The organism is Streptomyces sp. NPDC096311 (assembly GCF_044763085.1).
Lineage (GTDB): Bacteria > Actinomycetota > Actinomycetes > Streptomycetales > Streptomycetaceae > Streptomyces.
On the sequence record NZ_JBIWFN010000022.1, the window covers coordinates 103,967 to 117,375 of the forward strand.

Genomic DNA, 13,409 nt, shown 5'->3' on the forward strand with positions numbered 1-13,409 from the left:
CGGTGGGGTAGTGCGGACGCATATGCACGCGTTGACAGGCACGTTTCTGCATGATCAACAAGGCTCTACTCCCTTTGAAACCAAGTCAGTTAAACGATCCAATGGCAGTACGTGACGCGTCGGCGCGCATGGGCCTGCCAAGTGGGTCATGTTTCGAAGAGGTCTCAACTCACCTGCACGGGTGATGCGCGCTACGGCGTGAGCCACCAGCGCACAGCCTTGAAGGCAACGCGCCCCCCCGATTCGTACGCCTTCGTACGAGGATGACCGCGGAGTCCGCACGGAGACGGTCGCCGGGGAGTATGACGATGATCACCAAGGCGTACGCGGCGGGTCGTGGGCCAGGGCCAGGGGTGTCGCAGGGTTGTCCCCGGCCCATTCGCAGTGGCGCCGAATCCTCATAAGGTGAGAAGCATTGGTAGCCGGTGGTGGTCATGAGCCAGCGGTGGTCGCGAGGAGGACTGCGGTGAGCGAGACGAGCCCCAAGCTGCGTGCCGAGCTGGAGGGTATCCCCAGCTACAAGCCGGGCAAGCCCGCCGCGGCCGGCGCGGTGGCGTACAAGCTGTCCTCCAATGAGAACCCCTACCCGCCGCTGCCCGGGGTGATGGAGAGCGTGACCGCCGCGGCCGGTACGTTCAACCGCTACCCGGACATGGCGTGCACGGGGCTGATGAGCGAGCTGTCGGACCGCTTCGGGGTCCCCCTCTCGCACTTGGCGACCGGGACCGGTTCGGTCGGGGTGGCCCAGCAGCTGCTGCAGGCGACCAGCGGACTGGGCGACGAGGTGATCTACGCCTGGCGGTCCTTCGAGGCGTACCCGATCATTACGCAGATCAGCGGGGCGACCTCGGTACGGGTGCCGCTGACCTCGGACGAGGTGCACGACCTGGACGCCATGGCCGACGCGATCACCGACAAGACGCGGCTGATTTTCGTCTGCAACCCGAACAACCCGACCGGCACCGTGGTGCGCCGGGCCGAGCTGGAGCGATTCCTCGACCGGGTGCCTGGCGATGTCCTGGTGGTTCTGGACGAGGCGTACCGCGAGTTCATCCGGGACGTCGAGGTGCCGGACGGCGTTTCGATCTACCGTGACCGTCCCAACGTCGCTGTGCTGCGTACCTTCTCCAAGGCGTACGGGCTCGCGGGCCTGAGGGTCGGTTTCGCGATCGCGCACGAGCCGGTGGCTGCGGCGCTGCGCAAGACCGCGGTGCCCTTCGGGGTCAGCCAGCTCGCGCAGGACGCGGCGGTCGCCTCGCTGCGTGCCGAGGACGAGCTGCTCGGCCGGGTCGGCGCTCTGGTGTGCGAGCGCAACCGCGTGGTCGAGGCGTTGCGCGGTCAGGGCTGGACGGTGCCCGAGACGCAGGCCAACTTCGTGTGGCTCAGGCTGGGGGAGCGCACGCTCGAATTCGCCGCCCACTGCGAGCAGGCCGGGGTCGTCGTGCGGCCCTTCGCCGGCGAAGGGGTGCGCGTGACGATCGGCGAGACCGAGGCGAACGACATCTTCCTCAAGGCGACCGAGGGGTTCCGCAACGAGCTCTGACGTCACATCCCGCTGACAACCCCGCTGTTCCAGTGCCTCGCGGCGCCGGAGCGGCGGGGTTGTTGTCGTCGGTCCGGCGGACACCGTGGTGTGGTCCGGAGGACACCTTGGTGTGTTCGAGACCTTCCGAGGGGTTGACGCAAAGGGGACCCCCCTTCGAGGGTCGAAAGCCGGTGCGTCATAATTGCTTGTGAATGTGAACGCGTTCACAAGCGTGTCCCGATTGTCCCGTGATGTATGTAGCAAAAGGGGCAAACTGCCGCTGTAACCACGGCGGCGTAAGGAGACTGACGACGTGGAACTGGCTTTGGCGCCGGAGACTCTGGCTCGGTGGCAGTTCGGCATCACCACCGTCTACCACTTCCTTTTCGTCCCTCTGACGATCTCGCTCGCCGCTCTCACGGCGATTCTGGAGACCGCCTGGGTGCGGACGGGCAAGGAGCACTACCTCAGGGCGACCAAGTTCTGGGGAAAGCTGTTCCTGATCAACATCGCCATGGGTGTCGTGACCGGCATCGTGCAAGAGTTCCAGTTCGGCATGAACTGGTCCGACTACTCGCGCTTCGTCGGTGACGTGTTCGGTGCCCCGCTTGCCTTCGAGGCCCTGATCGCCTTCTTCTTCGAGTCCACCTTCATCGGGCTGTGGATCTTCGGCTGGGACAAGCTGCCGAAGAAGGTGCACCTCGCCTGTATCTGGGTGGTCTCCATCGGCACGATCCTGTCGGCCTACTTCATCATGGCGGCCAACTCCTTCATGCAGCATCCGGTCGGCTACCGGCTGGTGAAGAAGGCGGACGGCACGATGCGCGCCGAGCTGACCGACTTCCCCAAGGTGCTCTTCCAGGAGACGGCGCTCGTCAACTTCTGGCATGTGATCAGCGCGTCCATCCTGGTCGGCGGCGCCTTCATGACCGGCATCGCCGTCTTCCACCTGCGCAAGAAGCGGCACGTCCGCACCATGAGGATGTCGCTGCGGCTCGGCCTGATCACCGCGCTGGTGGGCACGCTCCTCACCGTCGTCAGCGCCGACACCCTCGGCAAGGTGATGTACGAGCAGCAGCCGATGAAGATGTCGGCTGCCGAGGCCCTGTGGGACTCACAGCAGCCCGCGCCCTTCTCGCTCTTCGCATACGGCGATGTCGCCAAGGGCCACAACACCGTCGCCATCGAGATCCCGGGGATACTCTCCTTCCTCGCCAAGAACGACTTCAACGCCAAGATCCCCGGCATCAACGACATCAACAAGTCCGAACAGGAGAAGTTCGGGCCCGGTGACTACCGGCCCAACATCCCCACCGCCTACTGGGCGTACCGCTGGATGATCGGCTTCGGTGGGGTCTCGATGGCCCTGTGCACCGCCGGCCTCTGGCTGACCAGGCGGAAGTTCTGGCTGGGGCCGGAACACCGCACCGGGGACGAGGACGTCCCGAAGCTCATGCTCACCAAGAACATGGAGCTGACGCCGAAGCTCGGCATCTGGTGGTGGCGGCTGTCCCAGTGGACGTTGATCTTCCCGCTCATCGGCATCTCCTGGGGCTGGATCTTCACCGAGACAGGGCGTCAGCCCTGGGTGGTGTACGGCCTGCTGAGGACCAGGGACGCGGTCTCGCCCGGGGTCTCCCAGGCGGAGGTGCTGACCTCGCTGATCGTGTTCACCCTCATCTACGCAATCCTCGCCGTCATCGAGGTGAAGCTGATGCTCAAGTACGTGAAGCAGGGTCCGCCGGAGCTCACCGAGGCCGACCTCAACCCGCCCACCAAGATCGGCGGCGACCCCCATGACGCCGACAAGCCGATGGCCTTCTCCTACTAGGCCCAGGGAGCTGCTGAGTCATGGAACTCCACGACGTCTGGTTCGTCATCATCGCGGTCCTGTGGACCGGCTACTTCTTCCTGGAGGGCTTCGACTTCGGGGTCGGCGTCCTCACCAAGCTGCTGGCCCGTGACCGCACCGAGAAGCGGGTCCTCATCAACACCATCGGACCCGTCTGGGACGGCAACGAGGTGTGGCTGCTCTCGGCGGGCGGCGCCACCTTCGCCGCCTTCCCGGAGTGGTACGCCACGCTCTTCTCCGGCTTCTATCTGCCGCTGCTGCTCATCCTGGTCTGCCTGATCGTGCGCGGAGTCGCCTTCGAGTACCGGGTGAAGCGGCCCGAAGAGAACTGGCAGCGCAACTGGGAGGCGGCGATCTTCTGGACCTCGCTCGTCCCCGCGTTCATGTGGGGCGTGGCCTTCGGCAACATCGTGCACGGAGTGAAGATCGACAAGAACTTCGAGTACGTGGGCAACTTCGGTGACCTGCTCAACCCGTACGCGCTCCTGGGCGGTCTGGTCACGCTGACGCTGTTCACCTTCCACGGGACCGTGTTCGTGGGGCTCAAGACCGTCGGGGACATACGGGAGCAGGCGCGCAAGCTTTCGCTCGGGGTCGGGTTGGTGGCCGCCGTGATGGCACTCGTCTTCCTGATCTGGACCCAGGCCGACAACGGCGACGCGAAGTCCCTGGCCGCGTTGATCGTGGCCGTCGTCGCCCTCGTCGCCGCGATCGCGGTGGCCCAGACGGGGCGCGAGGGCTGGGCGTTCGCGCTGTCGGGGCTCACCATCGTGGCGGTCGTCACGATGCTCTTCCTGACGCTCTTCCCGAACGTCATGCCGTCCTCGCTCAACGCGGACTGGAGCCTGACGGTCAGCAACGCCTCGTCGTCTCCTTACACCCTGAGGATCATGACCTGGTGTGCGGGAATCGCCACACCGATGGTCCTGCTGTACCAGTCGTGGACGTACTGGGTGTTCCGCAAGAGGATCGGTACGCATCACATCGCCGCGGATGTTGCGCACTGAGCCCGGCCTTATGGGCTGAATCCGACCCAATGGACCAAGTCCTCCCCAAGGGCATGTTTCACGTGAAACATGCCGGATGAGACAAGGGTGTGTTTCACGTGAAACCAATCGACCCGCGTCTGCTGCGGTACGCCCGCGCCACTCGCTTCTTCCTCATGGCGGTCGTGGGGCTGGGCGCGGCCGGGGCGGCGCTGGTCATTGCCCAAGCGATGCTCATCGCCGAAGTGGTCGTCGGAGCTTTCCAGCACGGTCACTCGGCTTCCGAACTCCGGACGCCCCTGATCCTGCTGGTCGCGGTCGCCATCGGCCGAGCGGTTGTCTCCTGGCTCACCGAACTCGCCGCGCACCGGGCGAGCGCGGCGGTCAAGTCGGAGTTGCGAGGACGGTTGCTGGAGCGGGCCGCCGCGCTCGGCCCCGAGTGGCTGAGCGGGCAGCGAACCGGGTCGCTCGTCGCCCTCGCCACGCGGGGAGTGGACGCGCTCGACGACTACTTCTCGCGCTATCTCCCCCAGTTGGGACTCGCGGTGGTGGTGCCCGTGGCGGTGCTCGCGCGGATCGTCACCGAGGACTGGTTGTCGGCGGCGATCATCGTCGTCACCCTGCCGCTCATCCCCGTCTTCATGGCGCTGATCGGCTGGGCGACCCGGTCCCAGATGGATCGTCAGTGGAGACTGCTGTCCCGGCTCTCGGGGCACTTCCTGGATGTGGTCGCCGGTCTGCCCACGCTGAAGGTCTTCGGGCGGGCCAAGGCGCAGGCCGAGTCGATTCGGCGGATCACCGGCGAGTACCGCCAGGCGACCATGCGGACACTGCGGATCGCCTTCCTTTCGTCCTTCGCGCTGGAGCTGCTCGCCACGATCTCGGTCGCCCTGGTCGCGGTGACCATCGGGATGCGGCTCGTCCACGGCGACATGGATCTGTACGTCGGGCTCGTCATCCTCGTTCTCGCTCCCGAGGCGTATCTGCCGCTGAGGCAGGTGGGGGCGCAGTACCACGCTGCCGCCGAGGGGCTCGCGGCGGCGGAGGAGATCTTCTCGGTGCTGGAGAACCCGGTGCCGGCCACCGGTTTGCTCGTCGCGCCGGCAGGGGAGGTCGGCTTCGAGGGAGTGACCGTCCGGTATTCCGGGCGCTCCGGGGACGCGGTCTCCGATGTCTCCTTCGTCGTCGGGACCGGTGAGACGGTGGCTCTCGTCGGACCGAGCGGTGTGGGCAAGTCCACGCTGCTGAAGGTGCTGCTGGGGTTCGTGGAGCCCGTCGCGGGGCGGGTGCGGATCGGAGGAGTCGATCTCGCCGAGGCCGATGTGGAGGAGTGGCGGTCCCGGGTGGCGTGGGTGCCTCAGCGGCCGCACCTCTACGCCGGCTCGATCGCCGAGAACGTACGGCTCGCCCGGCTCGACGCCGACGACGCGGCGGTGCGGCGGGCGCTGGCTGACGCGGGGGCGCTGGAGTTCGTGGACGCCCTGCCCGACGGGGTCGGGACGGTCCTCGGCGAGGACGGCAGCGGACTCTCCGCCGGGCAGCGTCAACGTCTCGCGCTGGCCCGGGCGTTTCTCGCGGACCGGCCCGTCCTGCTGCTCGACGAGCCGACGGCCTCGCTGGACGGGGCGACGGAGGCGGAGGTCGTGGCGGCGGTACGCAGGCTCGCCGTCGGCCGGACGGTGCTGCTGGTGGTGCACCGGCCCGCGCTGCTGGAGGTGGCCGACCGGGTGGTGCGGCTCGAGGCCGCGGCGTCGGTCGTCGCGACCGGTTCCGTCCACGGCGAGGGCACGAAGGAGCTCCCGACGGTCGAACCGGAGGGCGTGCCCGGGGCCGCTACGGAAGAGGCCCACGCGGCCCCTCCGCGGCGCGGAGGCGTGCTCGCCCGGGTCCGCGCGACGGCCGGCCCCCGGAGCGGCCGTTTCACACTCGCCCTTCTCCTCGGGAGCCTCGCACTCGGAAGTGCCGTCGGACTGATGGCCACCTCCGGGTGGCTGATCTCGAGGGCGTCGCAGCAGCCGCCGGTGATGTATCTGATGCTGGCCGTGACCGCCACGCGGGCGTTCGGGATCGGCCGGGCCGTCTTCCGGTACGCCGAGCGGCTCGTGTCGCACGACGCGGTGCTGCGGATGCTGGCCGACACCCGGGTCGCCGTCTACCGACGCCTCGAGCGCCTGGCCCCCGCCGGACTGCGGACGGCCCGGCGGGGCGACCTGCTGTCGCGGCTCGTGGCCGATGTGGACGCCCTGCAGGACTACTGGCTGCGGTGGCTGCTGCCGGCCGGGGCGGCGCTCCTCGTGTCCGCCGCCTCCGTCGGCTTCACCGCCTGGCTGCTCCCCGAGGCCGGGGCCGCCCTCGCCGCCGGGTTGCTGGCGGCCGGGGTCGGCGTCCCGCTGCTGACCGGCGCCGTGGCGCGCCGCGCGGAGCACCGGCTGTCCCCCGCTCGCGGCGCCCTGGCGACCCGGGTGACCGACCTCCTCACCGGGACGGCCGAGCTGACGGTCGCGGGCGCCCTGCCCACCCGTACAGCCGAAGCGCGGCGGGCCGACACCGCGTTGACCCGCATCGCCTCGCGGGCTGCCACCGCGACCGCGCTCGGCGACGGGCTCACCGCCCTGGCCACCGGACTGACCGTCGCGACGACCGCCCTCGTGGGCGCCCAGGCGGTCGCCGGCGGGCGCCTGAGCGGCGTGGCGATGGCCGTGGTCGTCCTCACTCCGCTGGCGGCGTTCGAGTCCGTCCTGGGGCTGCCGCTCGCCGTCCAGTACCGGCAGCGGGTGCGCAGGAGCGCGGAGCGTGTGTACGAGGTGCTGGACGCCCCCGATCCCGTACGCGAACCGGAGCTCCCGCAGCCGGCGCCCGCGGCACCGTTCCCGTTGCGCGTACAGGGGCTCAGGGCGCGCCATGCCGGACAGGACCGGGACGCGCTCGCCGGCCTCGACCTGACCCTCGAACAGGGCCGCAGAGTCGCCGTCGTCGGCCCCTCCGGGTCCGGCAAGACCACGCTCGCACAGGTGCTGCTGCGGTTCCTGGACGCGGAGGCGGGGACGTACACGCTGGGCGACACGGACGCGTACGGGATGGACGGGGACGACGTGCGCCGACTGGTCGGGCTCTGCGCCCAGGACGCGCACCTCTTCGACAGCACGGTGCGCGAGAACCTCCTGCTGGCCAGGAAGAGCGCCACCGAGGCCGAGCTGCGCGACGCGCTCGCGCGGGCCCGGCTCATGGAGTGGGCGGACGGACTGCCCGACGGGCTCGACACGCTCATCGGCGAGCACGGGGCGCGGCTGTCCGGTGGTCAGCGCCAGCGGCTGGCGCTTGCTCGCGCGCTGCTGGCCGACTTCCCCGTGCTCGTCCTCGACGAGCCCGCGGAACACCTCGACCTGCCGACGGCCGACGCGCTCACCGCGGACCTCCTGACCGCGACGGAGGGCCGTACGACGTTGCTGATCACGCATCGGCTGGCGGGTCTCGCGGCGGTGGACGAGGTGATCGTGCTGGCGGCGGGACGGGTGGCGCAGCGGGGTGCGTACGCGGAGCTGTCGGTGGTGGAGGGGCCGTTGCGGGAGATGCTGGAGCGGGAGGCGGCAGGGGATCTGCTGGTCGGGGCGGCGGCGCGCTAGCGACTCCCCGGGCAACGGTCCGACTTTCCGGTCCAAAGGGGACTAACTACTCTCGAGGCATGTCAGTGGTCCCCGCCTCCCCTCGTCCGGACGGCGGCCCGGACGTGCCGCGGCTGTTGGAGGCGGTGCGGTCGATCGGGTCGGGGCTGGAGCTGCACTCGACGCTGGACCGGATCTGCGAGAAGGCGGCCGAGCTGGCGGACGCGTGCTACGCCGCCATCGGGGTCGTGGGGGAAGACGGTGAGGGACTCGCGGACTTCGTCTTCCACGGCGTCGACGACGAGACCGCCCGGCGGATCGGGCGGCTGCCCGACGGACACAGGGGGCTGCTCGGGGCGCTCATCCACGACCCGGCGCCGGTACGGCTCGCGCGGCTGGGCGAGGACGCGCGCGCGTGCGGATTTCCCGAGCATCATCCGGCGATGCGCAGCTTCCTGGGGGTGCCGATCCGGGTGCAGGGGGAGATCTTCGGGAATCTGTACCTGGCCGAGAAACGCGGCGGTGGCCCGTTCACCGACGACGACCTCAACATGGTCCGTGTGCTGGCCGCGGAGGCGGGTATCGCGATCGGCAACGCCCGGCTGTACGAGGCCGCCCAGCAGCGCGAACGGTGGATCGACGGCTCGGTGGCCGTGACCCGGGCACTCCTGTCGGCCGACGACGCCGAGGACGCACTCCAGGTCGTCGCGGAGCAGGCCCGCAGGCTCTCCGGATCGGTGGCCGGGATCGTGCTGCTGCCCGCCGCGGAGGGCGGTCTGGAGATCAGCGCGGTGGCCAAGGACCGCCCGTCCAAGGCGCTGGGAGCCGTCGTCCCGCCGGAGAGTGAACTGGTCGCCGAACTCCTCGACGGAGAGGCCGTGTTCCTCGACGACGCGGCCACCGACCCGCGCATGGTCACCGACTTCGCCCGCGAGTACGGGCCGACGATGATGCTTCCCCTGCAGAGCGACGGCCGTTTCCTGGGAGCCCTCGTCACTCCCCGGGAACGGGGCGGGCGTCCTTTCACCGAGACCGAGCGCACCCTCGCCGCGCACTTTGCCTCGCAGGCCGCGCTCGCACTGATGATGGCCGAGGCACAGCGCGACCGGGAGCGGCTCGCGGTCTACGAGGACCGTGACCGGATCGCCCGTGATCTGCACGACCTCGTCATCCAGCGGCTGTTCGCCACCGGGATGATGTTGGAGAGCGCACAGCGGAACTCGGCCGTGCCCGAGGTGCGGCAGGGCGTCGAAAAAGCGGTCGGCGAACTCGACGTCACCATCCAGGAGATCCGCACCGCCGTCTTCGCGCTCCAACAGGGACCTGCCGAAGTGCCGTCCGGCCTGCGCACCCGGGTGCTGCGGGAGATCAACATGGCCGCCGTGCCGCTCGGCTTCAAGCCCACGCACCGCTTTGTCGGGCCCGTCGACACGGCGGTCGGTGAACTCACGGGCAAGAACCTCATCGCGGCCCTGCGGGAGGCGCTCTCCAACGCCTTCCGGCATGCCGGGGCCTCCCGCATCGACGTCGTCGTCGACGCGTCCGTCGTCCTGCCGGACGGTCGGCAGGGTGTCCGGCTGACCGTCGAGGACAACGGCATCGGCATCCCTGAGGGCGGCCGGCGCAGCGGTCTGCGCAACCTCGGGCGGCGCGCCGAGTCGCTGGGCGGCGACAGTTGGTACGGACCGGGGCCCGGAGCCGACGGCGGCGGTACGACGCTGGTGTGGCAGGCCCCGCACGTTCCGCAGGCGGAACCGCTCTAGAACCCCGGGCCGCTTGAGAACCCCGGGCCGCTGTGGAACCGCCGGTCCTGCCCAGCCACTCCTACAGCCGCTCGGCGAGGATCTTCTCGATGACGACCGCCACCCCGTCCTCGTTGTTGGCGACCGTGCGACCGGAGGCCGCGGCGACTACGGCGGGGTGCGCGTTGCCCATCGCGTACGACGTGCCCGCCCAGGTCAGCATCTCGACGTCGTTCGGCATGTCTCCGAAGGCGACGACCTCCTCGGGGGAGATACCGCGCTCGGCGCAGCACAGTTCGAGCGTGCTGGCCTTGGAGACGCCGGGGCCGCTGATCTCCAGCAGGGCGCTGGGGCTGGAGCGGGTGATGGTGGCGCGGTCGCCGACGGCGCGACGGGCCACGGTGAGGAAGGCGTCGGGGTCGAGCTCGTGGTGGAAGGCGAGGATCTTGAGCACGGGTTCGCCGGCGCCGGGGGCGTCCGGGGCCAGGAGCCGCTCGGCGGGCGCGAGGGTGTCGGGGATCTCCATGTGCAGCTTGGGGTACGCGGGCTCCTGGTAGAAGCCGTACGTCTGCTCGACGGCGAACACCGTGCCCGGTGCGGCCTCCCGCAGCAGTCGTACGGCGTCGAGCGCGTTCTCCCGCGCCAGCTCCCGGACCTTGACGAACCGGTGGGCGCCGGGGCCGCCGTGCAGGTCGACCACGGCGGCGCCGTTGCCGCAGATCGCCAGGCCATGGCCGTGGACGTGGTCGCTGACGACGTCCATCCAGCGGGCCGGGCGGCCGGTCACGAAGAAGACCTCGATGCCGGCCTCCTCGGCGGCGGCGAGGGCGGCGACCGTGCGCTCGGATACGGACTTGTCGTCGCGCAGGAGGGTGCCGTCGAGGTCCGTGGCGATCAGGCGCGGCGGAAGGGCGGCTGCCGGGGTCTCTGGCTGTCGGGTCGCTGAGGTCACCGGGTCATTCTCGCGCATATGCCCGCACGGCCGTGCGGGAGCCCGCACATGTGAGTGGTTACCGCTCTCACCAGTACCGTTACACCCCGTTGCCGCCATCCGTGGTGGCTCTGGCCGTCAGGCCAGCTGGGCCGGGGCCTCCATGGCGATGCGCTCGAAGACCTTCTCGTCCGCGGCGAAGTCCGAGTCGGGGATGGGCCAGTGGATCACGATGTCGGTGAAACCCAGCTCCGCGTGCCGGCCCGCGAAGTCGACGAACGCGTCGAGGGACTCCAGCGGACGGCCTCGGTCCGGGGTGAAACCGGTGAGCAGGATCTTGTCGAGTCCGGACACGTCACGGCCGACCGCGGCGCAGGCGGCGGCCAGCTTCTCCACCTGTCCGTGAATGGCCTGAACCGACTGTTCAGGGGTGCCCGTTTCGTACAGCTTGGGGTCGCCGGTCGTCACCCAGGCCTGTCCGTGGCGGGCGGCGAGCTTCATGCCGCGCGGGCCGGTGGCGGCCACCGCGAAGGGCAGTCGGGGCCGCTGGACACAGCCCGGGATGTTGCGTGCCTCGTGTGCCGAGTAGAAGTCGCCGTCGTAGGAGACCGAGTCCTCGGTGAGGAGGCGGTCGAGCAGGGGTACGAACTCGCCGAAGCGGTCGGCGCGCTCACGCGGGGTCCAGGGCTCCTGGCCGCACTTCAGAAGCGTCATGGCGTCGAATCCGTTGCCGCCCGCGCCGATGCCCAGGGTGATCCGGCCGTTCGAGATGTCGTCGAGGGAGATCAGTTCCTTGGCGAGGGTCACCGGGTGCCGGAAGTTCGGCGAGGTCACGAGCGTGCCCAGGCGGAGCCGGTCGGTGGCGGCGGCCGCGGCGGTGAGCGTGGGCACGGCACCGAACCAGGGGCCGTCCCGGAAGGTCCGCCACGACAGGTGGTCGTACGTGAACGCGGTGTGGAAGCCGAGCTGCTCCGCACGCTGCCAGGCGGCACGCCCGCCCTCGTGCCAGCGGAGGTACGGCAGGATCACAGTGCTCAGACGCAGACTCATGCATCGAGCGTAAGCGGAGCCGCGGGGTGGTCGTGGCCACCGTGTGATCGCTCCACCGGTGCCCCTCGGCCGGCCGGTCGGCGGACGATCAGTGCGGGCCGGGGAAGCGCAGGTACTTCGACGGTACGGCCTCGGTGAGCCACACCCCGTTCGCGCTGACCCGGAAGACATGGCCGTCGCGGTGCATGGCGGCGGCGTCCACGCCGAGCACGACGGGCCGGCCGCGGCGGGCGCCGACGCGGGTGGCGGTCTCGCGGTCGGGCGAGAGATGCACGTCGTGCCGGTTCATGGGCCGCAGGCCCTCGGCCCGGATCGCGTCCAGATTGCGGGCCACGGTCCCGTGGTAGAGGTACCCCGGCGGAGTCGCCGGGGGCAGTCCGAGGTCGACCTCGACGGAGTGGCCCTGGCTGGCGCGGATGCGGGTGCCCTCCACGGCGAAGCGCCGCTTGTCGTTCGTGGCCACCACATGGTCTAGCTCCTCGCGGGTGATCCGGAAGCCGTGCTCCGCCGCTGCCGCGATCAGCGTGTCGATCTCGACCCAGCCTCCCTCGCCGAGCGTGAGCCCGATCCGCTCGGGCTGATGCCGCAGATGCTTCGAGAGGTACTTCGACACCTTCACGGTGCGTCTTTCATCCATCGGTTCGTTCATCCTGCCAGCGTGCCTGGCGAGAGGCGGATCACGCATTTGATTTTGGTGCGGAGGTTTGATCCACAAGCAAGTCCTGTTATCCACAGGTGAATTGACGAATCTGTGGACAACGCGCAGGAGATTTAGGGCGTTTCGCCAACGGTATGGTGATTGTTGTAATTTGAGGTGAGATGGTCCAACGTCCTGGCCTGGACCTCCCGTTCGGCTGCCGCCGCGACGAAGGAGGCCGCCTGTCCGGAACCAACCAAGGTCTCCACGGCGCGCATCGTGGAGACCGGTAGCTGAACGGAACGCGTCTCTTCCATGGTGTCTTGGGTCGGCCCCGCCCCAAGACGTTCACGCAGGTGTCGGGTCGCGAACAGCCGCATGGCACGGGCCAGTTCCGCGTCCACCGTCTGCTGCGCGAGCGGTCGCAGACGGCGTACCAGGGAGGCCGCCTCGACCGCTTCCGCATCGCTCGGCGGATGCTCACCGAGATAGCGCGCGAAGACGTGCTCGGTCGTGAACTCCAGGAAACGCGCGGCGATGTGCTCGACCTTGCCCCTCAACTCCCGCAGATGGCCCGAGATCGCGGACAGCGGCACGCCCGCCGCGTACAACTCCACTGCCACAGCGAGCTCTTGGGGGCTCGGGACCAGATACACCTCGCTCTCGCCGGGGAGGCGCTCCAGCACCCCGAGCTCCACCGCCTCCGCCACCGCCGCGTCGTCCGGGCTGCCACCGAACCGCTCGTCCAGCTCGGCCCGCGACATGCGCACGGCCTCCTCGTCGGTCCACGGTCCGTCGACCTCCGCGACCAGCCCGAGGATCCCGCCCAGCCCCCGGCCCGCGTCCCAGGCCTCCAGGAGTTCCTTGATGGAGGCCAGGGTGTAGCCGCGGTCCAGGAGGTCGGCGATCTGCCGCAGCCGGGCCAGATGCGCGTCCGCGTACACGTTGGCGCGACCGCGTCGCTCGGGGCGGGGGAGCAGCCCGCGGTCCTGGTAGGCGCGGATCGTCCGGACCGTGGCGCCGCTGTGATGCGACAGATCCTCGATGCGGTACGCGACCCGGACCGGCTCGTCGTTCACGCTGT

9 protein-coding genes are annotated in these 13,409 nt (G+C 69.6%); 5 read left to right on the forward strand and 4 right to left on the reverse strand.

Going from position 1 to position 13,409, the window contains the following annotated elements; genetic code table 11:
* The first annotated feature begins 466 nt into the window (after nucleotides 1–466).
* From hisC to ACIRA5_RS41765, 5 genes are all read left to right on the forward strand, one after another.
* Nucleotides 467–1,543: a histidinol-phosphate transaminase gene (gene hisC, locus ACIRA5_RS41745; protein ID WP_403700222.1), complete on the forward strand. Its 1,077-nt coding sequence runs from the start codon at nucleotides 467–469 to the stop codon at nucleotides 1,541–1,543.
* Nucleotides 1,544–1,838: 295 nt separating this feature from the next.
* Nucleotides 1,839–3,356, forward strand: a complete 1,518-nt coding sequence (locus tag ACIRA5_RS41750; RefSeq protein ID WP_403700225.1) for a cytochrome ubiquinol oxidase subunit I — start codon at nucleotides 1,839–1,841, stop codon at nucleotides 3,354–3,356.
* A 20-nt stretch (nucleotides 3,357–3,376) separates the two neighbouring features.
* A complete protein-coding gene (gene cydB / locus ACIRA5_RS41755; RefSeq protein ID WP_403700228.1) occupies nucleotides 3,377–4,384 on the forward strand; it encodes a cytochrome d ubiquinol oxidase subunit II in 1,008 nt (335 codons plus the stop codon).
* Between the two features lie 98 nt (nucleotides 4,385–4,482).
* Nucleotides 4,483–7,986 carry a thiol reductant ABC exporter subunit CydD gene (gene cydD, locus ACIRA5_RS41760; RefSeq protein ID WP_403700231.1) on the forward strand — a complete coding sequence of 1,168 codons (3,504 nt, stop codon included), beginning with the start codon at nucleotides 4,483–4,485 and terminating at the stop codon, nucleotides 7,984–7,986.
* Between the two features lie 59 nt (nucleotides 7,987–8,045).
* Nucleotides 8,046–9,728 (forward strand): GAF domain-containing sensor histidine kinase, encoded by a 1,683-nt coding sequence (locus tag ACIRA5_RS41765; RefSeq protein ID WP_403700234.1) that lies wholly within the window; start codon nucleotides 8,046–8,048, stop codon nucleotides 9,726–9,728.
* Nucleotides 9,729–9,789: 61 nt separating this feature from the next.
* Here the strand turns inward: ACIRA5_RS41765 and ACIRA5_RS41770 are convergent, their stop codons facing one another.
* The 4 genes from ACIRA5_RS41770 to ACIRA5_RS41785 form a co-directional block, all read right to left on the reverse strand.
* Entirely contained in the window at nucleotides 9,790–10,677 is an 888-nt protein-coding gene (locus ACIRA5_RS41770; protein WP_403700236.1) for a Cof-type HAD-IIB family hydrolase, read from the reverse strand.
* A gap of 99 nt (nucleotides 10,678–10,776) precedes the next feature.
* On the reverse strand, nucleotides 10,777–11,688 hold the full coding sequence (locus tag ACIRA5_RS41775) for an LLM class flavin-dependent oxidoreductase (RefSeq protein ID WP_403700239.1): 912 nt from the start codon (nucleotides 11,686–11,688) through the stop codon (nucleotides 10,777–10,779).
* A gap of 88 nt (nucleotides 11,689–11,776) precedes the next feature.
* Nucleotides 11,777–12,325: an RNA 2'-phosphotransferase gene (locus ACIRA5_RS41780; RefSeq protein ID WP_352053048.1), complete on the reverse strand. Its 549-nt coding sequence runs from the start codon at nucleotides 12,323–12,325 to the stop codon at nucleotides 11,777–11,779.
* Nucleotides 12,326–12,459: 134 nt separating this feature from the next.
* Nucleotides 12,460–13,404, reverse strand: coding sequence for a MerR family transcriptional regulator (locus ACIRA5_RS41785; RefSeq protein ID WP_403700242.1), 945 nt, complete (start codon nucleotides 13,402–13,404; stop codon nucleotides 12,460–12,462).
* Between the last annotated feature and the right edge of the window lie 5 nt (nucleotides 13,405–13,409).